At 64.8% G+C, this 26,281-nt stretch carries 24 protein-coding genes and 2 pseudogenes; 10 read left to right on the top strand and 16 right to left on the bottom strand.

Annotated features, from left to right (window positions below):
* Positions 1-74: 74 nt before the first annotated feature.
* From AC5RWD_RS03075 to AC5RWD_RS03085, 3 genes are all read right to left on the bottom strand, one after another.
* Complete coding sequence (locus AC5RWD_RS03075) at positions 75-1,430, bottom strand: MFS transporter (RefSeq protein ID WP_494018630.1); 1,356 nt, start codon at positions 1,428-1,430, stop codon at positions 75-77.
* A gap of 227 nt (positions 1,431-1,657) precedes the next feature.
* A complete protein-coding gene (locus AC5RWD_RS03080) occupies positions 1,658-2,047 on the bottom strand; it encodes a universal stress protein (RefSeq protein ID WP_494018631.1) in 390 nt (129 codons plus the stop codon).
* Complete coding sequence (locus AC5RWD_RS03085) at positions 2,044-2,994, bottom strand: 2-hydroxyacid dehydrogenase (RefSeq protein ID WP_494018632.1); 951 nt, start codon at positions 2,992-2,994, stop codon at positions 2,044-2,046. Before AC5RWD_RS03085 ends, AC5RWD_RS03080 begins: the two co-directional genes overlap by 4 nt.
* Positions 2,995-3,037: 43 nt before the next feature.
* Between AC5RWD_RS03085 and AC5RWD_RS03090 the strand changes: the two genes are divergently transcribed.
* From AC5RWD_RS03090 to AC5RWD_RS03120, 7 genes are all read left to right on the top strand, one after another.
* On the top strand, positions 3,038-3,205 hold the full coding sequence (locus AC5RWD_RS03090; RefSeq protein WP_494018633.1) for a hypothetical protein: 168 nt from the start codon (positions 3,038-3,040) through the stop codon (positions 3,203-3,205).
* A gap of 99 nt (positions 3,206-3,304) precedes the next feature.
* The gene (locus tag AC5RWD_RS03095) at positions 3,305-4,864 is read left to right on the top strand and encodes an ABC transporter substrate-binding protein (RefSeq protein ID WP_494018634.1); all 1,560 of its coding nucleotides are present in this window, start codon (positions 3,305-3,307) and stop codon (positions 4,862-4,864) included.
* 28 nt (positions 4,865-4,892) lie between these two features.
* Positions 4,893-5,822, top strand: coding sequence for an ABC transporter permease (locus AC5RWD_RS03100; protein WP_494018635.1), 930 nt, complete (start codon positions 4,893-4,895; stop codon positions 5,820-5,822).
* A gap of 8 nt (positions 5,823-5,830) precedes the next feature.
* The gene (locus tag AC5RWD_RS03105) at positions 5,831-6,841 is read left to right on the top strand and encodes an ABC transporter permease (RefSeq protein ID WP_494018636.1); all 1,011 of its coding nucleotides are present in this window, start codon (positions 5,831-5,833) and stop codon (positions 6,839-6,841) included.
* Positions 6,838-8,028: an ABC transporter ATP-binding protein gene (locus tag AC5RWD_RS03110; RefSeq protein WP_494018637.1), complete on the top strand. Its 1,191-nt coding sequence runs from the start codon at positions 6,838-6,840 to the stop codon at positions 8,026-8,028. Before AC5RWD_RS03105 ends, AC5RWD_RS03110 begins: the two co-directional genes overlap by 4 nt.
* Positions 8,021-9,058: an ABC transporter ATP-binding protein gene (locus AC5RWD_RS03115; protein ID WP_494018638.1), complete on the top strand. Its 1,038-nt coding sequence runs from the start codon at positions 8,021-8,023 to the stop codon at positions 9,056-9,058. Before AC5RWD_RS03110 ends, AC5RWD_RS03115 begins: the two co-directional genes overlap by 8 nt.
* Before the next feature lie 10 nt (positions 9,059-9,068).
* Entirely contained in the window at positions 9,069-9,797 is a 729-nt protein-coding gene (locus AC5RWD_RS03120) for a sulfite exporter TauE/SafE family protein (RefSeq protein ID WP_494018639.1), read from the top strand.
* 7 nt (positions 9,798-9,804) lie between these two features.
* On the opposite strand, the gene AC5RWD_RS03125 is transcribed toward AC5RWD_RS03120, so the two are convergent.
* On the bottom strand, positions 9,805-10,833 hold the full coding sequence (locus tag AC5RWD_RS03125) for a 2-hydroxyacid dehydrogenase (protein ID WP_494018640.1): 1,029 nt from the start codon (positions 10,831-10,833) through the stop codon (positions 9,805-9,807).
* On the bottom strand, positions 10,827-12,128 hold the full coding sequence (locus tag AC5RWD_RS03130) for a glucarate dehydratase family protein (RefSeq protein WP_494018641.1): 1,302 nt from the start codon (positions 12,126-12,128) through the stop codon (positions 10,827-10,829). The genes AC5RWD_RS03125 and AC5RWD_RS03130 overlap by 7 nt, the downstream gene beginning before the upstream one ends.
* A gap of 138 nt (positions 12,129-12,266) precedes the next feature.
* Here AC5RWD_RS03130 and AC5RWD_RS03135 point away from each other — a divergent pair, with 138 nt between their 5' ends.
* Complete coding sequence (locus AC5RWD_RS03135) at positions 12,267-13,181, top strand: LysR family transcriptional regulator (protein WP_494018642.1); 915 nt, start codon at positions 12,267-12,269, stop codon at positions 13,179-13,181.
* 28 nt (positions 13,182-13,209) lie between these two features.
* Here AC5RWD_RS03135 and AC5RWD_RS03140 read toward each other — a convergent pair whose 3' ends face one another.
* The 6 genes and pseudogenes from AC5RWD_RS03140 to AC5RWD_RS03165 all read right to left on the bottom strand — a co-directional run bounded on the left by AC5RWD_RS03140 (position 13,210) and on the right by AC5RWD_RS03165 (position 20,197).
* Positions 13,210-13,905 (bottom strand): FadR/GntR family transcriptional regulator, encoded by a 696-nt coding sequence (locus tag AC5RWD_RS03140; RefSeq protein ID WP_494018643.1) that lies wholly within the window; start codon positions 13,903-13,905, stop codon positions 13,210-13,212.
* A 10-nt stretch (positions 13,906-13,915) separates the two neighbouring features.
* Complete coding sequence (locus AC5RWD_RS03145; RefSeq protein ID WP_494018644.1) at positions 13,916-15,043, bottom strand: L-talarate/galactarate dehydratase; 1,128 nt, start codon at positions 15,041-15,043, stop codon at positions 13,916-13,918.
* A 279-nt stretch (positions 15,044-15,322) separates the two neighbouring features.
* A pseudogene (locus tag AC5RWD_RS03150) lies at positions 15,323-16,832 on the bottom strand (NAD-dependent succinate-semialdehyde dehydrogenase).
* Positions 16,833-17,226: 394 nt separating this feature from the next.
* A complete protein-coding gene (locus tag AC5RWD_RS03155; RefSeq protein ID WP_494018645.1) occupies positions 17,227-17,589 on the bottom strand; it encodes a cupin domain-containing protein in 363 nt (120 codons plus the stop codon).
* Positions 17,586-18,833, bottom strand: coding sequence for a flavin monoamine oxidase family protein (locus AC5RWD_RS03160; protein WP_494018646.1), 1,248 nt, complete (start codon positions 18,831-18,833; stop codon positions 17,586-17,588). Before AC5RWD_RS03160 ends, AC5RWD_RS03155 begins: the two co-directional genes overlap by 4 nt.
* Positions 18,830-20,197 carry an MFS transporter gene (locus AC5RWD_RS03165; protein ID WP_494018647.1) on the bottom strand — a complete coding sequence of 456 codons (1,368 nt, stop codon included), beginning with the start codon at positions 20,195-20,197 and terminating at the stop codon, positions 18,830-18,832. Before AC5RWD_RS03165 ends, AC5RWD_RS03160 begins: the two co-directional genes overlap by 4 nt.
* A 139-nt stretch (positions 20,198-20,336) precedes the next feature.
* Here AC5RWD_RS03165 and AC5RWD_RS03170 point away from each other — a divergent pair, with 139 nt between their 5' ends.
* Together AC5RWD_RS03170 and AC5RWD_RS03175 are read left to right on the top strand one after the other, a co-directional pair.
* Complete coding sequence (locus tag AC5RWD_RS03170) at positions 20,337-21,728, top strand: PucR family transcriptional regulator (protein WP_494018648.1); 1,392 nt, start codon at positions 20,337-20,339, stop codon at positions 21,726-21,728.
* Positions 21,729-22,091: 363 nt separating this feature from the next.
* Positions 22,092-22,322: pseudogene (locus AC5RWD_RS03175) on the top strand (glycoside hydrolase family 15 protein); the annotation flags it as partial.
* Between the two features lie 94 nt (positions 22,323-22,416).
* Here AC5RWD_RS03175 and AC5RWD_RS03180 read toward each other — a convergent pair.
* From AC5RWD_RS03180 to AC5RWD_RS03200, 5 genes are all read right to left on the bottom strand, one after another.
* Entirely contained in the window at positions 22,417-22,803 is a 387-nt protein-coding gene (locus AC5RWD_RS03180; protein WP_494018649.1) for a VOC family protein, read from the bottom strand.
* Between the two features lie 213 nt (positions 22,804-23,016).
* Entirely contained in the window at positions 23,017-23,829 is an 813-nt protein-coding gene (locus AC5RWD_RS03185; RefSeq protein ID WP_494018650.1) for a thiazole synthase, read from the bottom strand.
* 5 nt (positions 23,830-23,834) lie between these two features.
* Entirely contained in the window at positions 23,835-24,071 is a 237-nt protein-coding gene (thiS, locus tag AC5RWD_RS03190; protein ID WP_494018651.1) for a sulfur carrier protein ThiS, read from the bottom strand.
* 88 nt (positions 24,072-24,159) lie between these two features.
* A complete protein-coding gene (locus tag AC5RWD_RS03195) occupies positions 24,160-25,503 on the bottom strand; it encodes an LLM class flavin-dependent oxidoreductase (protein WP_494018652.1) in 1,344 nt (447 codons plus the stop codon).
* 12 nt (positions 25,504-25,515) lie between these two features.
* Positions 25,516-26,280: a 3-oxoacyl-ACP reductase gene (locus AC5RWD_RS03200; RefSeq protein ID WP_494018653.1), complete on the bottom strand. Its 765-nt coding sequence runs from the start codon at positions 26,278-26,280 to the stop codon at positions 25,516-25,518.
* Position 26,281 lies beyond the last annotated feature (1 nt).

The following is a 26,281-nucleotide window of genomic DNA, read 5'->3' on the forward strand; positions in this document are numbered from 1 at the left end:
ATCCCGACACCCGCCCCGATAGTCTGCCGCCCCGAAGTTCTCCAGGGCGCCGGCAGCTGTTGCCTGCAGATGGCCTACTTGGCCGTTGACGGCTCCATCCCCGTTGCGCCGGGTGCTGAGGCCTTCTCCGCAATGTCGGAGGCCTGCTTCCGCTCCTTGAGGAAGTACACCAAGATGGCTGCCACCGTTGACGCCGCCGCCAGGGCGAACAGGCCGGGCACCACGCTTCCGGTCTGCTCCTTGATGATGCCGAACCCGAAGGGTGCCACGAAGCCGCCGAGGTTGCCCAGGGAGTTGATGATGGCGATGGCGGGAGCCAGGACCAGCGGGTGCAGGGCCGACTGCGGGATGGTCCAGAACAGCGGTGATGCGCTCTTGAAGCCCATGGCCGCAACGGCCAGGAACACCAGGGCAAGGACGGGAGTGGCGACGGCGGCGGCGAGGGTTCCGACGGCGGCCACGAGGAGTGCGGCGACCAGCAGCGGGCGCTTGGACTTTGCCTTGTCCTGCCACTTTGCCGCGAAGTACATGGCGAAGACGGCGCAGACCCAGGGGATGGAGGAGAGGAAGCCGACGCTCAGGTCCGTGGTGCCGGGGATCTGCTTGACGATGGTCGGCAGCCAGAAGGTGTTCGCGTAGATGGAGAGCTGCACCGAGAAGTAGATGCCGCACAGCAGGAGAATCTGCGGGTTCAGGAGCATCTTCCAGCGGTTGACCTTGCCGCCGGCGGGCTTGGTATGCTGGGCGTCCTCCTGCTCGATTGTTGCGGTGAGAGCCGCCTTCTCGCCTTCTGTAAGCCATTTGGCATCTTTGATCTTTGCGTCGAGGAAGAAGAACACGGTGATGCCGACGACGACGGAGAGCGCGCCTTCGAAGCCGAAGAGCCACTGCCAGCCGCGCAGGCCCAGGACGTCGTGCAGGCTCAGGAGCAGGCCGGCGATGGGGCCGGACAGGGCGGCTGCCACCGATGATCCGGCGATGAACACAGCGGTCGCCTTGCCGCGCTGGCCAGCGGGAACCCAGCGGGCGAAGTAGAAGATCACGGCCGGGAAGAAGCCGGCTTCGGCGGCACCGAGCAGGAACCGCAGAACGTAGAACATCATCTCGTTCTGGACAAAGGCCATGAGGAAGGACACGATGCCCCAGCTGACCATAATCCGGGTCAGCCAGATCTTGGCGCCGTACTTTTCCATCATGACGTTGCTCGGAAGCTCGAAAATGGCGTAGGCGATGAAGAACAGCCCGGCGCCGAAGCCGTAGGCGGCGGCACCGATGCCGACGTCAGCCTGCAGATGGTCCTGGGCGTAGCCAATGTTGGACCGGTTCAGCTGGTTGCATACGAGCATGACCAGCATGATGGGCAGCACGCGCCGGAAAAACTTCTTCGTGGCCGAAGCCAGATCCGTGACAGCGGTGTCTACAGACTGCATGGGGGAATCCTCTTTGATAGAGCAGCAAGATCACGCCGGGGGGACTACGGGCAGGCCGTTGTGGTCCTCGCCACAGCACGTATCAACTGTAAGCAGTACGTTCATGCCCGTCCAACACAGATATTGCATGGCGTGATACCCGCAGGGCACTACTGCGGCATCCTTGCTGCTCACCCTCCTGATTCCGCCGGCATTCGGCCAGCCGGCTCGTTGAGAGGGGTCTCCGCTTAGCGGGGTCCGACGTCGGCCTTGACCGCCGTGACGGGACAGCCGGCTTCCAGGATGACCCGTTGGGCGGTACTGCCAAGGAAGAGCTTCCCCACGGGCGAGCGGCGGCGGACCCCGATCACAATCAGTTCGATGTCCTCCTCGTAGGAGGCGTCGATCATCAGGTCCGCCGCATCCGCGCCGTCGTTGTGGCGGAGTGAGGCGTCCACTCCGACGGCTGCCGCGGCGGCAATGGCGTCCCTGATGTCCGACTCTGATTCGGCCGACGTTTCGCCGGGCAGCGGGCCCATGATCTGCAGGCCGGTCTTTCGCAGTGCTGCCTCTCCGATAGCGGCGCTAAGGGCCGCCCGGCCTTCCTGGGTGGCGGCATATCCCACCGCCACGCTCATGCCTGCACCGCCGTCAGGACGGAACCGGTGGTGAGGTAGGAGCGCAGGTTGGCAAGGGTCAGTTCGGCCATGTCTGCCCTGGTCTCGTTGGTCCCGCTTCCCAGGTGGGGCAAGAGGACCACGTTGTCGAGGCCCAGGAGGTCTTCCGGTACCTTCGGCTCGTCCACGAAGACGTCCAGCCCCGCACCAGCCAGGCGTCCCGCAAGGAGCGCAGCCACGAGGGCGTCCTCATCCACCACGGAGCCCCGGGCGATGTTGATCAGATAGCCGTCAGGTCCCAGCGCATCGATGACCTCGGCATCCACCAGGCGTGCCGAGCCGGGTCCACCGGCAGCGGCAACGATCAGCACGTCGCAGCCCGCGGCGAGCTCCACGGGGGAGTCGGCATACCGGTAGGCGACGCCGGCCACCGCATGGCGGCTGTGGTAGCTGATGTCACAGTCGAATCCCTCCAGCCTGTGCGCGATGACCCGGCCGATCCGGCCGAGCCCGAGGATGCCGACTTTCCGGCCGCTGGCCTTGGTGGCAAGGGGGAAATTGCCCCGGCTGAGCCAGTCACCGCGGCGGACATAGCGGTCCGCGGCGCTGATTTTGCGGAGCACGTCCAGGTAAAGGGCGACGGCGGTATCCGCCACGCAGTCGTTGAGGACGTCGGGGGTGTTGCTGACGGTGATCCCCCGCTCGGCGGCCTGGGCAACGTCCGTGGTGTCATAGCCGACGCCGAAATTGATGACGGCGCGCAGGTTGGGCAGGGCGCGCATCAGGTCCGTTCCGACGCCGACTTTCCCGGAGGTCACGGCCACTTCGAAGGACGCGCCGTGCACCCGCAGGAATTCCTCCCGCTCGGTGCCGGTATCGGGGAGCCGGACGGCGTCGTAGTCCTTCCGGATGGACTCTTGGACGGCTGGCATGAGGGGCCCGACCTGCAGGACGGCGATGTTCTTCATAGCTGCACCCTAAGATTCCGATCCATACGGGTCCAACATGTAAATGGCATCAATCGATGCCCGGACTGTATCGGTCTCCCTTCTTCCGCGGAACCGCGCGGATTTCCCGGTGACGTGGCGGCCGTCACAGAGCGCCGACACCGGCCTGGCCGTGCTCCCGGTCCCGGGGGCGCCCCGCGAAATCCTTGTGGACCCCCTGGACCTCAATTAGCTTGAGTCCAGCGCGGCCCCAAAGCACCTGATCCTGCGGCCTATTTCCACACATGCAGGACCAGCCGCTGCCGCAACCACCCGATCCGGAGGAAATACAATGACGTCTTCTTCAAAACTCCCCTTTCCCGCCGCAGTGCTGAAATGGCCGGCCCTGGCCTCCGTCGCGGTGTTCGGCCTGAGCGGCTGCTCCGTGGCCAATTCCGACGCCGCCGCCTCCTCCTCGAACACAGTGCGCGTGGTCTTGGGACAGGAACCGCCCACCCTGGAAGCCTGCGAGTCGAACCTGACGTCCACCGGTGTTGTGGTGCGCTCCAACGTCACCGAGCCCCTGATCGAACGGAACCCCAAGACCGGCGAACTCGAACCGAAGCTCGCCACCGAATGGAAGGCCACCAGCGACACGGAATGGACGCTGAAGCTGCGTGAAGGCGTGAAGTTCCAGGACGGCACTCCCTTCAACGCTGAAGCGGCGGCCTTCACCATCGACAGGGCAGTTAACTCCAAGCTCGGCTGCAACGTGGAAGGCTACGTCTTTGGCGACGCCGACCTCAAAGTAAAGGCGGTGGATGCCAGCACCCTGACCGTCACGACACCCGAACCCGACCCCATCCTGCCGCTGCGCCTGTCATTCCTCGAGGTGGTCCCGACGTCGACCAGCACCACGGCGAAGGTCCGTGAACCGATCGGCACCGGCCCCTACAAGATCGAGCAGTGGGACGCAGGCCAGAAGATCACGCTCTCCACCTGGGACGGCTACTGGGGGGACAAGCCCGCCTACGCCAAGGCCGAGTACCAGTGGCGGTCCGAAAGCTCAGTACGGGCCGCCATGATCACCAGCGGCGAGGCCGACGTCGCCATGGGGCTCAGCCCGGACGACAACATCGGCGACCTCGGCGTCGACTACCCGAACAACGAGACGGTGGCCCTGCGCCTCGACGCCAACGCTGCGCCGCTCAATGACATCCGCGTCCGCCAGGCCATCAACTACGCCATCGACAAGGAGGGAATCGTCAACTCCCTCTACCAGGGCAAACACAAGGTGGCCGCGCAGCTGGTGCCCGAGGGCGTCGTGGGCCACAACGCAGCCCTGAAAGGCTGGCCGTTCGACCTGGACAAAGCCAAGTCCCTCGTTGCCGAAGCAAAGGCCGACGGCGTGGACACCACCAAGCAAATCTCGCTGGTGGTCCGCAGCGCCCAGTTCCCCAAGATCACCGAGCTGGGCCAGGTGCTTCAGGAGCAGCTCGGCCAGGCCGGCCTCAACGTCAAGCTCAAGATGCTCGAAACCAGCCAGCACCTGACCTACCAGGTCCGTCCTTTCCCCAAGGACGAAGGTGCAGTGGCCCTCATGACCCAGCACGGCAACCAGGCCGGCGATGCGGCCTTCACCGTGGACCAGTACATGCTGTCCAAGGGTGCCCAGAGCTACTTCGGCACCCCGGAGTTTGACGCCATGATCAAGAAGGCCGATGCGGCGTCCGGCGAAGAGCGGAAGAAGGACTTCGAGGAGATCTTCGCCTACCAGAACGACAAGGTTGTGCAGTTCGCCCACATTTCGCACCAGACGGGCATCATCGGCAAGGCCAAGACCGTGAACTACACGCCCAACTCGTCCAGCGGCGATGAGCTGCGTGTTTCGGAAATGACCCCGGCAAGCTAGCCCGGACTTCCGGGAGAGAAGGACAGCCATGCTGATCTACTTGAGGAAGCGGATTGTCTCCAGCGCACTGCCGCTCGTGGTGGTGATTGTGGGGGTATTCGCCCTGGCCAGGATGACGGGAAACCCGGCCAGCCTGTACCTGCCCCTGAACGCCACCCAGCAGATGCGCGACGATTTCACGGCAAGCAACGGCCTGGACCAGCCGCTGCTGGTGCAGATGGCCGACTACTTCGGCGGCGTGTTCCGGCTGGATTTCGGACAGTCCCTGCGCACCGGGCAGGACGCGGCCGCCATGGCGCTGCGTGCCTTCCCCGCCACCCTGCAGCTCGCGGCCACCACGATGGTGCTGGCTGTGCTGCTGGCACTCGTGGTGGGGTGCTGGGCCGCACTGAAGCCGAACGGCATCGCCGACCGGATCTCAAGTTTCGTCTCCATGGCCGCGGCTTCGATCCCGGATTTCTGGCTGGCAATCGTTGGCATCTGGGTCTTCGCCATCACCCTGGGCTGGCTGCCGACATCAGGTGTGTCGGGAGCCAGCGCCTGGGTGCTGCCCATCGCCACCCTACTGCTGCGGCCGTTCGGGGTGCTGGTCCAGATTGTCCGCGGCTCCATGGTGTCGGCGCTCTCCGAGCCCTACATCAAGCTGGCCCGCAGCCGCGGCGCCGGCGAGCTGCGGGTGGTCACGCACCACGCGCTGCGGAACGCCGCAGCTCCGGCCCTCACAGTGGCCGGCGACCTGACCGTGGGACTGGTCAACGGCGCCGTCGTGGTGGAAACCATCTTCGGCTGGCCCGGGATTGGCAAGCTCATGATCGATTCGATCCTGCAGCGCGACTTCGCGGTCCTGCAGGCAGCCGTCCTGCTCACCGCCGTCGCCATCTTCGCCCTGAACATCCTCATCGACATGGGGTACGCGCTGCTGGACGCGCGTGTCCGTCCCGTCACGGCAAAGGCCTAGGAGTAGCCATGCAGAGTTCACTCACCGAGGGGACGCCAGCAGAGCAGCTGCCGGCGGACGCCCACCAGCCCGCCGGAAGCAACAGTGTTAATAGGGAAAGCAGGCAGGACGGGAAGCTGAGCCTGTTCCGCCCCCTGCTCAGGGACCGGTTCGCCACCGTGTCGGCGCTGATCCTGGTTTTTGTTGGCCTCACTGCCATCCTCGGCCCCGCCCTCATGGGCGATCTGGCCACCAAGCAGAACCTGCTGTTCGCCAACAAGGCGCCGTTCACGCTTGCGCACGGCTGGGAATACTTCCTGGGCAGCGACTCCCTGGGCAGGAGCATGCTGGCCCGGCTGGTCGTCGCCAGCAGGACCACGTTGTCGGTCGCCGTTCCTGCCGTCGCGGTTGCCCTGGTCATCGGTTCGCTGTGGGGCGTTTGGGCCGGCTACCACCGCGGCTGGCGGGAGAACGTATCCATGCGCATCGCCGACGTGATCATGAGCTTCCCTTCCCTGCTGCTCGCCGTCGTCGTCCTTTACGTCTTCAGCCCTTCCGCCGCCAATATCGTCCTGATCCTTGCCCTGACCCGCATTCCGATCTACCTGCGCACTGCCCGGGCCGAGTCGGCGGAGCTCCAGAGCCGGACGTTCGTGGATGCTGCCCGCACGTTCGGGGCCAAGCCCAGCGCGATCATCGTCCGGCACGTCATCCCCGTGGTGCTGCCCACACTGCTTACGCTGGCCACCCTCGAGTTCTGCTACATGATGCTCGCCGAGTCCTCATTGAGCTTCCTGGGCATCGGCATCCAGCCGCCGGACGTCAGCTGGGGCCTCATGGTGTCCCAGGGCCGGCAGTACCTGCAGACCGCGTGGTGGCTGTCCATCTTCCCCGGCGTCGCCATCGTGGTCACCACCATCGCCGCCAACGTCCTTGCCGCGTGGCTGCGGATCGCCACCGATCCGGCCCAGCGCTGGCGTCTGGCGCTTCCCCGCAAGCGGCTGATCGCCCGCATTCCAGTGAAGGAGACCCAGCCGTGAAAACAGCTGCCGAACAAGCTCCCGTAAAACGCTCGCGTGCCGCAAAAGCAGCGGCCGTCAGCAGCGAGGCAAAAGCCCACGACGTCGTCCTGCAGGTCCGCGACCTCGCCGTGGACATCCGTACCCACCGCGGCACCGTGCGCGCCGTCAACAGCGTGGGCTTCGAAGCCCGTGCCGGGGAAACCCTGGCACTGCTCGGGGAATCGGGCTGCGGCAAGTCCATGACGGCGAAGGCACTGGCCGGGATCATGGATCCCGTCTGCGATCTGGCCGACGGCCAGATCGTCCTCAACGGCACCGACCTCGCCGCGCTCAGCGCCAAGGAGCGGCTCAAATTTGCCGGTCCCGGCCTGGGTATTGTCTTCCAAGACGCCCTGACCGCGCTGAACCCCGTATATACAGTAGGGACCCAGCTGGGCGAGGCCTTCCGCATCCACCGCGGCCTGAACGCCAGGCAGGCGCGGGAGGAGGCCATCGACCTGATGAAGCGCGTCGGCATCCCCGAGCCGGAATCACGGGTGAACTCCTATCCGCACCAGTTCTCCGGCGGCATGCGCCAGCGCATCCTCATCGCGATGGCCGTGGCCCTCGACCCCCGCCTGCTGATCGCCGATGAACCCACCACGGCCCTGGACGTCACCGTCCAGGCGCAGATCATGCAGCTGCTGCGGACGCTCCGCGAAGAGGGCCAGATGGCCGTCATCCTCATCACCCACGATCTCGCGGTTGTGGCGGAGGAAGCGGACACCGTGGCCGTCATGTATGCCGGCAACGTCGTGGAGAGCGGACCGGTGTCCGAGGTTTTCGCCGACCCCCGCCATCCCTATACCAAGGGGCTTCTGGAATCGGTGCCCGTCCACCTGGAGCGCGGCGCCCAGCTGAAGTCCATTCCGGGCAGCCCGCCCGAGCTTCACGACATCCCCACCGGCTGCGTCTACCAGTCGCGCTGCCCGCTGGTCCAGGACATCTGCCGGGCCCAGCGTCCCGCCCTCCGGGCGGTCAGCAGTCCGGTCAGCAGCCAGCCCAACAGTCCGGTCAACGACGCCGATGCCGACGGCGGCTCTGTCGCCGGCCTTGGCACCGCACCGGTCCCCGCCGGTGTCCGCGGCGGCGGCCCTTCCCTCGGTACGCCGCGGCCGCCCCGCACCGCCGCCTGCCACTTCAGCGAGGAGATCAACAATGCCTGAGCCGCTTCTGACCATAGACGGCCTGACCAAGACATTCCACGTGGCCAAGAGCGCCAGCGGCAACACCCGCCTGAAGGCGCTGGACGGCATCAGCCTGTCGGTCGGCCGCGGGGAAACCTTGGGTCTGGTCGGCGAGTCGGGCTGCGGCAAGTCCACCTTGGCGCGGACCCTGATGATGCTGGAAACGCCGGACGAAGGAACCGTGACGTTCGAAGGGACCAACCCGTTCGGGCTCCGCGGCAAGGAGTTGCTGGGTTGGCGGCGGCGGGTGCAGATGGTGTTCCAGGACCCGTTCGCCTCCCTGAATGCCCGCATGAACGCCGGCGACATCATTGCCGAGCCGTGGGCCACGCACCGGAGCCTCTATCCGACGTCGAGGGAACGGGAGGCCCGGGTGCGCGAGCTTCTCCACATGGTGGGGCTGCGTCCCTCCGATGCCCGCAAGTCGCCCCAGGAGTTCTCCGGCGGACAGCGCCAGCGCATTGGCATCGCCCGGGCGCTGGCGCTGAACCCGGATGTCATCATCCTCGATGAGCCGGTGTCTGCCTTGGACCTGTCCGTCCAGGCGCAGGTCCTGAACCTGCTTAACGAGCTCCAGAAGGAACTCGGCGTCTCTTACATCTTCATCTCGCACGACCTGACGGTCGTCCGGCACGTGGCAGACCGGGTGGCCGTGATGTACCTCGGCAGGATCATCGAAACGGGTGCCACCGAGGAGGTCTTCGATCACCCCAGGCACCCCTACACCGCCGCCCTGATGTCCGCCTCGCCGAAGCTGGACGTCAGCGGAACCAAGCGGGACAGGATTGTCCTCACAGGTGAGCTGCCGTCGCCGCTGGATCCGCCGTCGGGCTGCCGGTTCCGCACCCGGTGCTGGAAGGCACAGGACATCTGCGCCGAAGTATCGCCCGAACCGCAGGTGCTGGCGGCCCCGGACGGCACGCGGCATGTCGCAGAGTGCCACTTCCCGCTGGAAACCCTCCAGGGCGTCACCGGGGTCGCGGCCGCTGCCGTTGCGTCGTCCCGGTGACAGCTGACCGGTGACGGGCGCCGAGTACGCCCTCATCGGCGGGGTGATCTTCCTGGCCGCCTGCCTCCAGGCCTCCAGCGGCTTCGGCATGGGCATGCTGGCGGCGCCGGTCATCGCGATGGTGGAACCGGCGCTGCTGCCAGCCACGCTGATCCTCCTCGCCTTGCTGGTCACGGTGCTGGTGACCGTGCGCGAGCGGCAGCACCTGGACCTGCGCGGCACGGGTTGGGCGCTGGTCGGCCGGGTCCCCGGAAGCTTCCTCGGCGCCTGGCTGGTGGCAGTGCTGTCCCGCGAGGGCCTTGCCTGGGTGGTGGCGGCGGTGGTGCTTACCGGCCTGGTGCTGGCGGGTCGGGGATGGGCGCCGCGGCCCGTCCGGGCCAACCTGATTGCAGCGGGTGCGGCCTCCGGCATCATGGGCACAGCCACGTCCATCGGCGGCCCGCCCATGGCGCTGGTCTGGCAAGCACATGACGGTCCCCGGATGCGCGGCACCATGAGCGCGTTCTTCATGGCGGGTTCGACGATTTCAATAGCGATGCTGTGGGTTGCCGGTGCGGTCACGGCAGAGATGCTGGTCCTCGCGGCGTGGATGGTTCCGGCGGTGGTGGCCGGCTATGCCGCATCGCGTTTCGTTAACCGCTTCCTCAACCCGACGCGCCTGCGGAGCTTGGCCATGGGCGCGTCGGCGCTGGGAAGTGTGCTGCTCATTGTCCAGCTGGGCGTGCAGCTGGTCCTGTAGCCGCGGCTTAGCCGCAACCGGGGCGGGCCACCAGGTTCACCAGGTCCTCGCCGCGGGCGAGCCGGCCGATGTTGGCGGCAATGTCGGCAGCCCGGCGTTCAAACGTGATGCGCGCGTGCCCGGAGTGGTGCGGCGTGAGCACCGCGTTGTCCAGTTCGGTGAAAGGCAGCTCCGCGGGCGGGATCACGCCGTCCGCCGGCTGCCCCCACCACACATCGAGGCCCGCTCCGGCGATCCGGCGTTCCTTCAGGGCCGCATACAGTGCGGACTGGTCCACCACGGGGCCGCGCGCCACGTTGATCAGCAGTCCTGTGGCCTTCATGGCGGACAGCTCAGCCCCCCCGATCATCCCCTTCGTACCGGTATCCAGCGGCACCGTGACCACGACGACGTCGGATGCGGCCAGCAGCTCGTGGAGCTCTCCGTTCCCGCCCATCCAGTCGAGCCGGACGCCGTCCGGAATCGGAGCGGAGGGGTTCCGCCGGATCGCCCGGACCTTCATTCCCAGCGACCCGGCCACGCGGGCCACCTCGGCACCGATGGAACCCAGGCCCACCAGCCCCAGCGTCAGGTCGGCAAGGACGGGATGGAAGGGCACGTCGGCGTCGGTGGCGATGGTCCGCCAGTCTCCCTGGCGGAGTGCGCGCTCTGCAGCGGCAACGTGGCGCGACAGCATCAGCGTGACCATGAGGACATGCTCCGCGATAGGGCGGGCATGGTGAAAGGTGTTGGCCACCAGCGCCTGCGGGGCCAGCTGCGGAAACGGGATCTTGTCGTAGCCGGCGCCGGTGACGTGGACCAGGCGCACTACGGAGGCCGTCTCGGCCTCCGTAGTGCTGAGGGAGGAACAGACGACGACGTCGGCCCCGGCCAGGGCGTCTAACCGGCGTTCCGGGGTCCAAGCCGCCGCCATGTCCCAGTGGTGAGCGCCGCCGTCGGCCTTTAACTGGTCAGCAAAGCGGCTGATGATGGGGTCGGTGACCACAATCCTCAGGGGTTCCCGTCCGTCCGGCTGGCCCGGTGCTGCCTTTACCACCGCGGGCTCTGGAGCTCGTAGGTCGGGTGGAGGCGTTTCATGTAGCCGGTGTCATCCCTGCTCGTAAGCCCGCAGTCCAGGTACTGGCGGTGCAGGCGTTCCAGGGCGTCACGGTCTACCTCCACGCCAAGCCCCGGGCCGGTGGGGACCCGCACGGCACCATCCGTGAACGTGAACACATCGCTGGCGATAACGTCCTCGGACGGGTCTTTCCACGGCCAGTGGGTGTCGCACGCGTAGTCGAGGTTGGGGGTGGCTGCCGCGAGGTGGACCATGGCGGCAAGGCTGATGCCCAGATGGGAGTTGGAGTGCATGGACAGCCCCAGGCCGAAGGTCTCGGTGATGCCGGCGAGGAACTGGCTCCGGCGCAGGCCGCCCCAGAAATGGTGGTCAGAGAGGATGACGTCCACGGCTCCGGCGGCCACGGCGGGGGCCACGTCCGCGAAGCTGACCACGCACATGTTGGTTGCCAGCGGCATCGCCACCTCGCGGCGGACGGCAGCCATGCCTTCGATGCCCGGTGTCGGGTCCTCGAGGTACTCCAGGACCCCGTGCAGTTCCTTGCCCACGCGGATTGACGTCTCCACCGTCCACGCGCCGTTGGGGTCGATGCGGAGCGGCAAATCGGGGAACTCAGCACGGAGTGCCTGGATGGCCGCGATCTCTTCCTCGGGAGGGAAGACACCGGCCTTCAGCTTCAGCGCGCTGAAGCCATAGGTGTCCACCATGGTCCGGGCCTGCCTGACGATGCCCTCGGGGTCCAGGGCGGCACCCCAGCTGTCTTCAGCCTGGCCCGGGTGACCTGACCACTTGTAGAACAGGTAGCCGCTGAACTGCACGGATTCGCGGACGGCGCCGCCGAGGAGGTCGCTGACGGGCCGGCCCAGCAACTTGCCCTGGGTATCCAGGGCGGCGACGTCGAACGGGGACAGCACGCGGTCCGCGGTGCTCGAACCCGTAACCATTCCGCTCATGCCGTGGCCGCCCTGGATGGTGTCCTGCTCCAGTGCCTGGGCGATCCGGCTGCGCAGGGTGTTGATGTTGAACACGTCCGTCCCGGTCAGCACTGCGGCTGCCAGCTGGAGGCGCGCGAGGTGGGCGGCATCGCCGTAGGTTTCACCGAAACCCGAGGTGCCGGCGTCGGTCTGGACCTCGATGATGGCCCGCAGGGCGAACGGCTCATGGACGCCCACGGTGTTCAGGAGGGGCGGGTCCTTAAAGGCCACCGGGGTGATGGAGACGCCGGTGATCCTGGCCTGGTTGAGGTGCCGGGAGGGGTCGTATGCCTGGTTCACTGCGCTGTGCTCCTTGGATTGGCTGTGCCTTTTGGCCCTTGAGGGGTTGATAAAAGCTGCTTTGTTCACGACCATAAGGTGAGTCATCAATTCAAGTCCAAGCCAATTTCTGCACTCGACAATTCAGTAAGGGTATAGATGTTCTCGCTGCCTCAGTTAGAAGCGTTTGTGGCCGTTGCTGAAGAACTGCACTTCGGTGCTGCGGCGGAGAGGCTCAACATGACGCAGCCGCCGCTGAGTCGCCAGATCCAGATGCTCGAGAAGAAGCTGGGCGCCCAGCTCTTCGGCCGGACCAGCCGGAAGGTGGAGCTCACAGCAGCCGGGGCCACGCTGCTGCCGCGGGCGCGGCAGATCCTGGACATGTGCATCAAGACGGATCTGGACGTCCGGCGGGTCTCATCCGGCCAGGCAGGCACCATCACCGTCGGATACACCGCGATAGCTGGGCACAGTGCGCTTCCGCTGATGCTGCGCCAGGCAGCGGAGAACATGCCCCGCGTGTCCTTCGTGCTGCGGGAGCTTGTTTCAACGGACCAGATGGACGGGCTTGTGAAGGGGAGCGTCGACATCGGCCTGCTGCGCCCCATCGTTGCCCGCCCCGGCGTGGTGTCGCGGCCGCTGATGAAGGACCGTCTGGTGGTGGCGCTGCCAGAAGGCAGTTCCCTGTTGGGCACGATGGCACCGCGCAGCGGCGAACCGCTGCCGCTGGGATTCCTGGACAGGCTTCCGCTGCTCATGTACTCCACCAAGGAGGCCCGCTACTTCCACGACCTTGTGCTGCGCTTGTACGCCAGCGCCGGCGCGCACGCCAACATCACCCAGTACGCCAGCCAGGTTCCGGCGCTGTTGGCCTTCGTGCAGGCAGGGCTGGGGGTGACGCTGGTTCCCGCTTCGGCCATGGCCTTCGCGCCGGCGGGCGTGGAATTCCACGAGATCGACGGGCGGAACGGCGTGCAGGAGCTGAACCGGGTGGAACTGGAGCTCGCGTGGAACGAGGAGACGGCCAACCCCGCGGTGCTGAGGCTTCTGGGGCTTATTGAGTCGCCCGAATAGGCGGCTAGCGCGGGTGTGACCGGGGCGCCTATTCGCGCGCGGCCCGGAGCCTGCGCCGCGAGTTGGCGAGGTGATTGCGCATTGCCGCAGACGCTGCGGCTCCATCGCTGTCCGCGATGGCCGCAAAAATGGACCCGTGCTCATGGACCACCTGTTCGAAGTGGTCCCGTGCGTAATGCTCGACGCCGGTCATCAGTCGGGTGCGCGGCATTGCGATCATCGTCTGGCCCAGTGAGGCCAGGCAGTCCGTGTAGAAGGGGTTTCCTGAGGCGGCGGCGACGGCTTTGTGGAATTCAAAGTCGGCCTTCATGGCGTGTGCGGGGTGTTCGCCGCTGTCCGTGAACTCCCCCAGGGCCTGCCGCATGGCTTTCAGCTGCCGTTCTGTCCGGTTTGCGGCAGCCAGTGCCGCCGCTTCGGTTTCGACGCCGATTCGGAATTCCAGCAGATGCATTCTGTCCTCGGCGGTGACCACAGCCCTGGTGGGCTGGTCCGACGTCGCACTTCCCGTGGGCGGGGTCAGCGCAAAGCTGCCCCGCCCACGTTCTGTTTCCACGAGACCCTCTGCCTGGAGCCGCGTGAGCGCGGCCCGGACGACCGTCCGGCTGACGCCGAACTCGCCGATGAGGGTGTTTTCGCTCGGAAGCTTCTCACCGGGCTGGATGTCGCCGTCGATAATGCGGGTGCGAAGATCGGCGGCGAGGTCCGCGGTCAGGTTCCGGCTCATGGATTCAAGGTTACGCGCCGAATTCCGCCGTCTCGGTGGTCCACGCGCGGGCCTGGTCGCTGAGGCTGACGCCGAGGCCCGGACGGTCCGGAACGATCATGCGGCCGTCCTTGGTTTCGAGGCGTTCGTTGAACAGCGGGTCCAGCCAGTCGAAGTGTTCCACCCACGGTTCGCGCGGGTAGGCGGCGGCCAGGTGCAGGTGGATCTCCATGGCGAAGTGCGGGGCCAGGCCCAGGCCGCGTTCGTCTGCGAGGGCTGCCAGGCGGAGGAACTGGGTGATGCCGCCGACGCGCGGGGCGTCGGGCTGGATGATGTCGCAGCCGTTGGCGGCGATGAGGCCCTTGTGCTCGGCCACGGAGGCGAGCATTTCGCCGGTGGCGATGGGGGTATCCAGCACCTGGGCGAGGTGGGCGTGGCCCTCGAAGTCGTAGGCATCCAGCGGCTCTTCGATCCAGATGAGGTTGAATTCCTCGAGCTGGCGGCCCATGCGCAGTGCCGTCGCGCGGTCCCACTGCTGGTTGGCGTCGACCATGAGCGGTACGTCCCAGCCGATGTGTTCGCGGATGCCGGCCACGCGGCGCAGGTCCTCCTTGGCGTCCGGGAGTCCGACCTTGATCTTGATGCCGCCGATGCCTTCTTCGACGGACTGCGTGGCGCGGGCTTTCACCTCGTCGAGGGTGGCGTTCAGGAAGCCGCCGGAGGTGTTGTAGGTCTGGACGGAATCGCGGTAGGAGCCCAGGAGCTTGGCCAGGGGGAGCCCGGCGCGCTTGGCCTTGAGGTCGTAGAGGGCGATGTCGATGGCGGCAAGGGCCTGCGTGGCGACGCCGGAGCGGCCCACCGAAGCGCCGGCCCAGAGAAGCTTGGTGTAGAGCTTGCCGATGTCGTTGGGGTCCTCACCGATGATTCCTTCGGCAACTTCCTTGGCGTGTGCGTACTGGGCCGGCCCGCCGGCACGCTTGGAGTAGCTGAAACCGAGGCCGGTGTGGCCCTGTTCGGTGGTGATTTCGGCGAAGAGGAAAACGACCTCCGTCATGGGCTTCTGGCGGCCCGTGAACACCTTGGCATCGCTGATCGGCACAGCAAGCGGAAGGCGGGCGGTGGACAGTTTGACGTGCCGGATGAGATCGACGGTACTCATGGGTCTCCTTGGAAGTAGGGGCAACATCGCCCGTCAACCTAGGATACAAGTTTCCTACTTGTAGTACAAGTAGCTGGCTACGCTCATCTGGTTCTTTGATGTCAGCTTTGGCTCTTAGATGTGCACCGTTGGGTGCCAAGAAATGGGGATTCGGACCCTATTCGGACGCTTGTTTGGGGCCTTTCTGACGTCAGATTGGGGTGTACCCGATTGAGGCAGCTGAAGATTGCAGCAACCTGGTGAGGAATGGTTGGGGGACCCGCCATTCTCACCGGTTGGTTAGCTGGCGTAGGGGTCTGCGATGCCGATGTATTGAGTGGTGGTGTATTCGGCGATACCTTCGGAGCCGCCTTCACGTCCTAGGCCTGATTGCTTGACGCCGCCGAAGGGTGCTGCTGCGTTGGAGCTGACGCCGGCGTTGAAGCCGACCATGCCGAATTCAATCTGCTCGGCCACGCGGAGGAGCCGATTGAAGTCGCGGCTGTAGAGGTAGGACGCGAGGCCGTATTCGCTGGCATTGGCCAGCTTGATTGCGTCCTCCTCGCTTTCGAAGGTGGTGACGGGCGCGACGGGGCCGAAGATTTCTTGGCGGAGGATTTCGGCATCGTTGGGGACGTTATCGAGGACGGTGGGCTGGTAGAAGTAGCCGGGCCCCTCGACGGGGGCTCCGCCGGTGACGGCCACCGCTCCGCCGCTGACGGCTGCACTCACCAGGGCGTGGACGTCATCGCGGGCACCCCCGTCGATGAGCGGGCCGACCTGAGCGTTGGGTTCGGTGCCGCGCCCGGTGGTCAGGGCACCCATGGCGGCGGCGAACTTCCGGGTGAATTCCTGGGCGACGGATTTGTGGACGAGGAAGCGGTTGGCGGCGGTGCAGGCTTCACCCATGTTCCGCATCTTGGCGGCCATTGCTCCTTCGACCGCTTTGTTGAGGTCGGCGTCTTCGAAGACGATGAAGGGTGCGTTGCCGCCGAGCTCCATTGAGGTGCGCAGAACGTTCTGGGCGGCGTCGGCCATGAGGCGTTTGCCGACCGGAGTCGAGCCGGTGAAGGAAATTTTCCGCAGGCGGGGGTCAGCTAGCAGTGGGCGGGAAATTCCGGCGGCCTTGGATGTGGACACAACGTTGAGGACCCCGGCGGGCAGCCCGGCGTCGAGCATGGTCTGGGCGAAGTACTGCGCCGTGAGCGGGGTGAGGTTGGCGGGCTTGAGGACCATGGTGCAGCCCGCGGCTACAGCGGGCGCGACCTTGCGGGTGGCCATCGCCAGCGGGAAGTTCCAAGGGGTGATGAGCAGGCAGGGTCCGACGGGTTTGTGCTGGACGAGGATCTTGTTCTTTCCTTCGGGGGTGGTGAGGTAGCGGCCGTAGTCGCGGACGGTTTCCTCGGAGAACCAGCGCAGGAACTCAGCCCCGTAGGTCACCTCGCCGCGGGCTTCAGTCAACGGTTTGCCCATCTCCAAGGTCATCAGGAGCGCAAAATCCTCGGCCCGTTCGGTGACCAGGTCGAAGGCCCGGCGTAGAATCTCGGCCCGCACGCGCGGAGCGGTGCGGGCCCAGGACGCCTGGGTGGCGTCAGCCGCATCCAAGGCAGATACCGCGTCCTCGCTGGTCGCGCGCGGACGCGAGGGTGGCGAGCACCTCCCCGGTGGCCGGGTCGTGCACATCGAATGTGCCGCCGTCGGACGCTTCCCGCCACTGACCATTAATCAAAAGGCCGGTCGGCACCGCCGCGAGCAGGGCCGCCTCACGCTCCTGCAAGGGGGCGGGGAAATTTATAGCTGAAGTGGTCATGCTAGGTCTCCTGGGAGAAGGGTTGGGGTCGGTGGTTGGGCCTGCGAGGGAGTCAAGTTGCGGCAGGCCCCACCACCGGGTTCAGTAGCGGCTTGGAACGCCACCGGGTTCAGGCTGGGTGGTGTCAGCGCGGGTTACATGGCCGTGCATCACGGACCGCCATGCGGTATAGCCGGGAGGGCGCTGACTGAGTAGCCGCCTGCATGGGTATAAAGCGTCGGCAGGTCGATACCCCATTGTTCGAGCCAGAGTGCATCCCCTGTGTGCGTGATGTCTTCAACGTAACCGGTCCGAACGAAGACGCCCTTGTGGTGTATCTGGACTTTCTGTCCCGGAGTTCGTCCCAAGGGGGTTTTAAAGAGCCGTCCACGTCAAAACCTTTCTTGGGCTGGTTTTATTGCGGGGTGTTGATGATCGTGTAGATCTTGGTGATGGTCTCCTTCACGACCCACCGGCCCTTCCACCCGGGCTGCATGAGCACAGTGGTGCCGCGAGAGAGTTCAGTTACAATCCCGGCCTCGTCGATGAGCTGACCGGATCCACTGACGATGTGGATGTACTCCAGGTAGCCCGCGTGGTCGGTGACAAACTCGCCGGAGCTGACGCTCCACAGGCCAAGCTGGTGGGATGCTGCGTCTTCAATCACCAAGGTGCTGGCAGTAGGGGTTCCAGCGACGACGCGCTCTGCGGCGATGTCCACGGCCTCTGGCCAGTCAATGCCTGCGATGTTGATTTGCTCGGCGGTGGAAGTGCTCATGCCGCCATCTCCTTCTTGGTTTGCATGATCGACTGCGCAGCACGGTTTCCGCTGCGCAGGGCGCCCTCCATGAGGCCGGTGTACTCGAGATCAATGTATTCGCCAGCGAAGAAGAGCCTGCCGTGAGGTGCAGCCAGCGCCTGCGCATCTTCAACGGAGAAGCCAGGAGCGTGGGCCGTGTACGCGCCATGGGCGAGCGGGTCAAAAGGCCAGGCTGTCACGATCGCCTCGCCCGGGGCGATCGGAAGGTCAGAGCGGAGTTCGCGGACGCGGCGTTCCCATTCTTTGCCGTCCTTGTCGACTCCGAGGGTCTGCAGGTGGCCGAGTTCGCCACCGAAGCAGTTCAGTACAGGTGGTACTTCGCCGCCGAGGGCGTTTGCCGTCCAGGTCCAGAAGCGGTCTGAGACACTCATGACCGCGCTGGTCTCCGGGGCTTTTTCGAGGGCCAGGTGAAGCTTGGCAGCATTCCCCTGAACTACGCGGGACATCGCATCTCGCTTCCAGTCGGGCAAGTCGATGCCGATGGACGTTGAGTAGTTCAACACGCCGAACGGCAGCGCCACGACAGCGTAATCGTAGAACTCCGTTTGGCTTCCGGTATTTACGATGACTTTCTCATCCGCTTGGGCAATCGCTTCGACTTTTGTACCGAGACGGATTCTGCTGCCCAAGGCTGCGGCCATAGCGTTGGGAAGGCTCTGGTTGCCACCGCCGATGCGCCAGCTGGGTCCCGGTTCAAACGAGGCGACGTGGTCCAGGGTTTCCTCCGCAGTGACCTGGTCGATGCGGACTGCGGTGGATATTTCAATGCGGGATTCAAGCGCTTCGCGGGCTGGGCCGGTGGCGCCGATCGAATCGAGTACATCGGCGACCGAACGCGCCCCTTTTCCGCTGGCTGCCGCGTCGGCTGCTTTCTTGCCGAGGGCAGCCATGTCGTCGGTGGTGACCTCGGGAAGGTCTGCCGGCCTGCGGATGTAGTAGCTCATGCCCGTGTCGACTAGTTCCAGTCCGTACTGCGTGCAATAGTCGCGCAGGGCGGAGTAGCCGTTGAGAACGAATTCGGCACCCCGTTCGATAACATGGTCGCTGCCCTCGGCGGTTATTGTTTCGGACCAGACCCTTCCGCCAACCCTGGCACGGGCCTCGTAGACGGTGACGTCATGGCCGGCTTTCAGCAGTTGCGTGGCTGCAGCGAGGCCGGCCAGGCCGGCGCCTACGACAGCAATTCGTGGGGCAGTTGTCAACGGAGTGCTCCTTCTTTGGTCCGGATAAGTGCGGTTTCTGTCAGCGACCGGCCCTTGGTTTCGGGGGCCCATGCGGCGCATACGATGAATGCTGCGACGGTGACGAGGGCGAAAATGCCGAGGGTCCAGTTGATCCCGATGGTGACGATGCCGACGGGCACGAGGTAAGTGCCGGTGGCTGCTCCGATACGGCTGAAGCCAACTGCGACGCCGACTGCAGTTGCGCGGATTTCCGTGGGGAACAACTCGTTGGGGTAAATCCATTCGAGGATGCTTGGTCCGCCGGAAACAAATGCGTAGACGAGGAAACCTGTGATCACGAACCAGGCAGGGGCGCCGACCCAGATTGCTAGTGCTCCCAGAGAGAGGGCCATGAGGGCGAAAGGAACAAGGGTCATCGGTCGGCGGCCCCAGCTCTCAACGAGTTTCAGTGCGGGGATAATGCCGATTGCGAAGAGGGCTGCGATGAGCAGCTCACCGAGGGTTCCGGAGTTGGCCTCGCTGAGCCCTGCGGCGGCGAGCATGACTCCGCCGAATGTGTAAAGGGCGTATTGGGGGGTGATCTGGGCGAAGTAAAGCACGCCGCACATGAGGGTGCGTTTCCAGTACCCGCCCTTCACTAGCAGGGATAGGTCCCGCAATGTTGTTGAGCTTTTCTCTTCGGCCGGTATGGAGGCCAGGTCGACCTGCGATGCTGCTTCTGCACCGTATACCTGGGCGAGGACGCCCCGGGCTTCCTCGATGCGGCCCTTGCTGGCGAGCCAACGCGGCGACTCCGGGATTCCGCGGCGGAGAAGAACGACGATGATGCCCAAAACGGCGCCTGATGCGAGCATGATTCTCCAGTGATGTTCGCCCGTCACGTTGATGAGGATGAACCCGAAGAGGAACGCGGCCATAGCACCCAGTGACCATGCAAAGCCGGAGAGTCCGATCATGAAGCCACGGCGCTTCTTGGGCGTGAACTCCGTCAACAGGGATGTCGCAATTGGGTAGTCAGCGCCGATCGCGAGGCCGATGATGAACCGCAGAACGATGAGCTGCCACGCAGTTCCTACGAAGGCTGTCAGGGCGCAGCCGACGACCAAAACAGTGAGGTCGAGCGCGTACATCTTCTCCCGGCCGATCTTGTCGGTGAGGGCTCCGAAGACGGTTGCGCCAAAGAATATGCCGATGAGGCCGGAAGCGCCGATGAGGCCCAGCTCAACGGGGTTAGCTGGGATTTCGGCGAGGAAGCCGATCATCGCCACGCCGATGAGACTGATGATGTAACCGTCGAGGAAAGGGCCTCCACAGCACGCAATGAGGAGCTTTCGATGGAATCGTGTGACAGGTGCGTCGTCGATTACAGAGAATCCGCTCACAATCATCTCCTTTGATGTTTGGGGGTGGTGACCGTCATCACTTGACGCGATCATTTCCTCAACGATACGAATGACGGACCACGCCGTACATCATTAAAATTGCTAGAAATAGTTTACTTTTCATACGAAAGCGGAAAATGTGGAACCTACGATCACTATTGCCGACCTCGTAGCGGATCCAAGCCTGGATACCCGCCTCGTCAGTGGTGCCGGCGGGATCCACAGGTCTGTGCTGTGGGCACACTCCTGTGAGATGGCTGAACCTGCGCGCTGGCTCGGCCCTCATGAATTGCTGATGACGATCGGGTTGTGTATTCCATCTAAGAGCCAAGCTCAGCGCGAGTTCATAGCCAGCCTTGATGAAGCGGGCTTAGCCGGAATCACGGTGGGTGACGATGATCTTGCTCCCCGTTTGACCAAGGCAATGCTCGACGAATCCGAGGCGCGGGGCTTCCCAATTCTCTCCACCGGGCACAACACACCATTTGTGGCAATCGCGCGTACTGTTGCAGCTGCAAACGCAGATCGCCAAACTATGAACGTCCTCGTGCTGGCCAAGCTCTACCAGGTCGTAGGCGGCCAGAGCACGTCTGAGCGGCGGTCAGGAAAACCATTGCGCGACCTGTTTCGTGCTGATCTCCAAGTGATAGACGAAGCTACAGGCTGCGTCGTCATCGGCGACGGAGTCCTTGGCCGGAACGATTGGCGCAAGTACCCCTTACGAACGCACAGGGCCACACACCTAGCAGTCAGTGCCGAGGCCCAGCTGGACGCCTTCTCATTGGTGCACCTGACACAGGTTCTTGCCGTTGACGCCAACGCAATTCTCCAAGAGGCCCAGGAGCGGATCCGGGAACGTAGCTCGGCACTGGATTCTGCGTTGGCGGGCCGGCCAGACCAGCGCCTCATTTCATGGCTTGGTGATAAGGAAGGGCACGTTGTCTACCGTGCCATAGTTACCGACGGCGAAGTAGATCACCGGATCCCATTGGCAATCGCGTTGTCCGGGCTCAAGCTTCTATCTACGCGGAGCAACGAAAAGACGATTCTCATAACTCGCGCATCGGAGATCGCGGCCGTGAGGGAAATCCTGTACGAGCTGTCGATGGCTGCCGGAGTTTCTGCAGAACACCATGACGTTGCCGACTTGGCAGGCGCTATCGCAGAAGCATCATCCGAGCTCGCCCTCGCCAGTTCCTCCGGAGACTTGTGGCGCGAGTTCCATGGAGAACGCGTCTCACTGCTGGCGCGGTCACGAACGGAAACAGCACACATAGTCCAAACAGTCCTGGGGCCCATCTCATCGGACGAACCCAAGCATGTCCTGCTCCGAGAAACGCTGTTCGCCTTCCTGGACCACGACCTACGGTGGAAAGAAACCGCCGACACGCTCGGGACCCATCGCCAAACGCTTGTCTACAGGCTCAACCAGGTTGAACTGCTCACCGGCCGGAGCGTACGCAAAACAAGTGACGTATCGGAATTCTGGCTTGCTCGGGTCGCCTGGGACCAACTCAAGGGCCGCACCTAAACGGGCGATGCGTCGGGTAGTGGTGACGCCTCCCGCCGTCTTTCCGCATCGCCGATAATGGACCTTCCGCCAACCTGCCTGCGGACGGACAAGACATGTGTTTGCTGATCACGCGGTCGGCACTGGGCGACTTTGATCCGTCCACGGCTGGGATCAAATTGGGTTATCCACGGCTGGAGTAGGGAGCCGTTGGGGTAGCTCCCTGGCAGCAGTAGCTGTGGATAACCTATGAGAATTGTCCCCGGTTGTGGGCGTCGGCAGAGTGGTTCTTCTGGCATAGCGACTAATCGATTCCCACTGCTTCTGCAGTCCAGGCAAGGAGACATCTGTCAGATTGAGGTGTGCCCGAACCGGACGGACCTGCTTATGGACAAGCTCGTGGGGCTTTCCAACGAGCTCGGCCTGCTGAGCGAAGAGTACGCAACGGACGAAAGACGGATGGCCGGCAACTTTCCCCAAGCGTTCTCGCACTTGACCCTGGTTAGGGCGGCCGATGCTATGCATGGGGTCGACCGCCTTAGTCCGGCTGTCGACTCGCTGCAGTTCAGTGGTACGGCGTGGGATATTCCGCCCGGGCGTCCTTGGGTCTTATAGGCCGTGATATGCCACAGCTCCGACTCAGCCCGGTTTTCGGGCCTCCGTTCCGCCGGAGAGGATGTGCCGGGACGGCTCCCGGGAGCAGGCATGACTACCGTTGGTCCCGGCGCAGGGGGTGGTCCTGGGGAACCTCAACGAGCACTATGCGTACTCCGTCGGGGTCCGCAATCCACATCTCCACCAGTCCCCATGGTTCCTGCTGCGGCTCGCGGATCACCGGTACCCCGGCCGCCAGCATCCGCTCGTGCTCGAGTTGCACATCGCGGACCTGAATCCAGATTGCCAGGGCATTCCCGGGCCGGTCGGCCGACTGTCCGCTGACCTCGAGAAAACCGTTGCCCAGGAAGAACACCAGGCCCGGCGCACTGCGGGTCCCGAACTCCCGGTAGACCGCCAGGCCCAGCGTGTCCCGGTAAAACCGCTGGCTCCGCTCAAGTTCGGACGGGTGAAGCAGGATGCGGCTACCGAGGACTTCCATGGTCTCCATCCTGCACGCAAGCCATCCACTTCGCCCGCCGCGCCCCGCTAAGTTCCTGGTGTCCGGTTCTAGGATCCGCGGCTGCGGTAGCAGACGGGACTGCGGAAACCGCCCTCACGCTGTGATTCAACCACCAAACAAAAGTTAACAGTGGCGAGGTTGGGCTTGCGGGACACCGACATTAATCAACTTTCCCGGAAGTATTTGAGCGCCTTAGAGGAATTCGGCCCGGCCTTCCATCACGGAAGACGCCAGCGCATGCTCGCGGCGCGGGATCCGCCCGGCCGCTTTCGCCAGCCTACCGGCGATAACGGCATGCTTGAAGGCCTCGCCCATCAGCGCAGGGTTCTGCGCCCGGGTGACGGCGGTCGCCAGCAGCACGGCGTCACAGCCCAGTTCCATCGCCAGGGCAGCGTCCGAGGCGGTGCCGATGCCCGCGTCCAGCACCACAGGCACAGAGGCGCGGGACACGATCAGCTCGATGTTATGCGGGTTGAGGATTCCCAGGCCCGTCCCGATCGGAGCGCCCAGCGGCATCACGGCCGTGGCTCCCAGGTTCTCCAGACGCAGCGCCAGAACCGGATCGTCGTTGGTGTACGCCAAAACCTTAAAGCCCCGGTTGACCAGCTGCTCGGTGGCATCGACGAGTTCCACCGCGTCGGGCAGGAGCGTGTGCTCATCGGCGATGACTTCGAGTTTCACCCAGTCCGTCTCCAGCGCCTCACGGGCCAGCTCCGCCGTCATGACCGCATCCCGTGCGGTGAAGCAGCCGGCGGTATTCGGCAGGACCCGGATGTTGTTCTCCACGAGCAGCTGGAACAGCGAACCCGTTTCGGCGGGCGAATAGCGGCGCATGGCGACCGTGGTCAGTTCCGTGCCGGAGGCCAGGAGCGCCGCGCCGAGTCCGTCCAGGCTCGGTGCCCCGCCGGTGCCCATGATGAGCCGGGAGCCCAATTCCACGCCGTCGATAACCAGGCGGTCGGCGTCTGTTCCAGGCGCGACCGGACGTGCAGTTGTTTCGGTCATGATCCTCATCCTCCCTGGACTGCCGTGACGAGCTCGATGTCATCGCCCTCAACGAGAGCGGTGCTGTGCCACTGGCTGCGGGGCACCACCTCTGAATTGCGCGCTATTGCCACCCCTACGCGCTGGCCGTCGGCGGCCTGCCCGTTGGGGACAAGTTCCTGCCCGGTGATCTGGCTGACGAGCGTCGTCACGGAGGCTTCTGCCTCTATGGCGTGGGGTTTGCCGTTCAGTGTGATGTTCATGGTCATTCCTTGTCCTGGTCAGATATGACTGGGTTTGATGCGGCTGGCCCTGATTCAGCCGCGCGTCGGATTGGATCAGCGAAAGGGCTCATAGGACTAAGGCAGTGTCCGTGGCGCCCGCGGTCGGCCGTTGCAGTCCGAGGTGTCCGCGCAGCGTGTCCGCGGTGTAGCTGCTGCGGAAAAGGCCACGCCGCTGTAAAACCGGAATCACCCGGTCCACGAACTCGTCAAGCGAATCGGGCAGCAGCGGCGGCATAAGGTTGAACCCGTCCGCGGCACCAGAGCGAAACCACAGCTCGATCTGATCAGCGATCTGCTCCGGAGTTCCCAGCATCGTGCAGTGGCCGCCGCCGGCGGCCAGCCTTCCCAGCAGTTGCCGGACTGTTGGCTTCTCCGCCTCGATGATCCGCAGGATCGTTCTGTAGCGGCCCTGCGGTCCGCTGAACCCGTCAGCCGGCGGCAGCGATGGGACGGGCGCATCCAGCTCCCAGTGCGAGCAGTCCTGACCGATAAACGTGCCAAGCTGGGCCAGCGACTGGGCGGTCGGGAGCAGGGCGTCCACCTCAGCCTGCCGGCGGCGGGCCTCTGCCTTCGTGGTCCCCACGTAGGTGACCAGGCCGGGCATAATGGCCACCGTGTCAGGGTTTCGCCCCACGGCTGCGATGCGCCTTTTCATATCGGCGTAATAGTCCTGGGCCGAGGGCAGATCATAGGCGACGGCGTAGATCCCCTCGGCATACCGTGAAGCCAGGACGCGGCCCTGCTCGGAGGCGCCTGCCTGGAACAGCACAGGCCGGCCTTGGGGCGGCCGGGGCACTGTCAGCGGTCCCTCCACCCGGAAATGGTCACCGACATGGTGCAACGGCTGCAGTTTATCCGGATCACCGTAGGCGCCCGCCCGGTCCATCATCAGCGCATCATCGGCCCAGGAATCCCAGAGCCGTAGCGCCACCTCAATAAATTCCGCCGCCCTGGCATACCGTTCCCCATGAGCAGGCATCGCCTCCAACCCATGGTTGCGGGCTTCGGCGTCGAACATGGAAGTAACGACGTTCCAGCCGACGCGTCCGGCGCTGATGTGATCAAGGGACGCCAGCATCCGCGCAGCATGGAAGGGTGTGTAAAAAGTCGTCGAGACGGTGCTGACCAGCCCAATCCTGCTGGTGGCCCGGGCCATCGCCGCCAGCGCGGTCAGTGGTTCAAGGAACCACCGCGGTCCCTCGCCCGGATCGCCGACGGAGTGACCATCGGCGAAAAACACCGCATCGAAAAGACCCCGTTCGGCGCTTTGGGCCAACCGTTCGTAAAAGCCAATGTTCCCCAGCTGGTCCACCGGGGATCCCGGCCTGCGCCAGGCGGCCCCGTGGTGGCCGCAGCCGAAGAGGAAAGCATTGAAGTGAAGCTGCCGCTGGGATGCGGCCGGGTCCGGCATGGCGCTCCGCCCCTAGTTCATGACCAGGCCGCCGTCGACCACCAGATTTTGACCGGTGACGGAGCGGGCCCAGGGGGAGGCGAAGAACAGGATGGCGTCGGCAAATCCCGACGGGGTGGTGACCCGGCGCAGGGGTGTGGCCGCGGCGATGTAGTCGAAAACCTCCTCAGGCGTGGCGGCGCTGGCATCGGTAGTGCGCAGCAGCCCGCCGGAGACCATGTTCACCGAAACATTGTGCTGGCCCAGGTCGGCGGCCATCGTTCGGGTTAAAGCCAGCAGGGCCGCCTTCGCCGCGGTGTAATCGTGGTAGGGGACCACCGGGTTCTGGAACAGGTTGGTGCCGATGTTGATGATCCGGCCGAATCCGTGTTCCAGCATGCCAGGCAGTGCCTGCTGAATGGTGTTCAGCGCGCCGCGGACGCTGCCGGAGAACTGGGCTTCGAATTCCGGCCAGGTGATGCCGGCAGCGCCGGACCGGGCGTCGCCGTTGAAGGAGAAATCCGCCAGGGCGTTATTGACCACGGTGGTCACCGCCCCGCCGAAGTGGGCCTGGGCTTGGGCCAGCGTGGCTGCGACCTGATCGGCGTCGGTCACGTCAGCCTGCAGGGCAACAGCCTGGCCGGGGCCGTACTTTGCGGCCAGAGCTTCGCTCTCCTCTGCGCTGTTGCGGTAATTGATCACTACCCGGGAGCCCTGGTCCGCAAACGCCTGAACGATGCTGTGGCCGAGGCCGCGTCCGCCACCGGTGACGAGGACGATCTGTTCTGAGATTTGCATG

The organism is Arthrobacter sp. CMU6 (assembly GCF_059090205.1).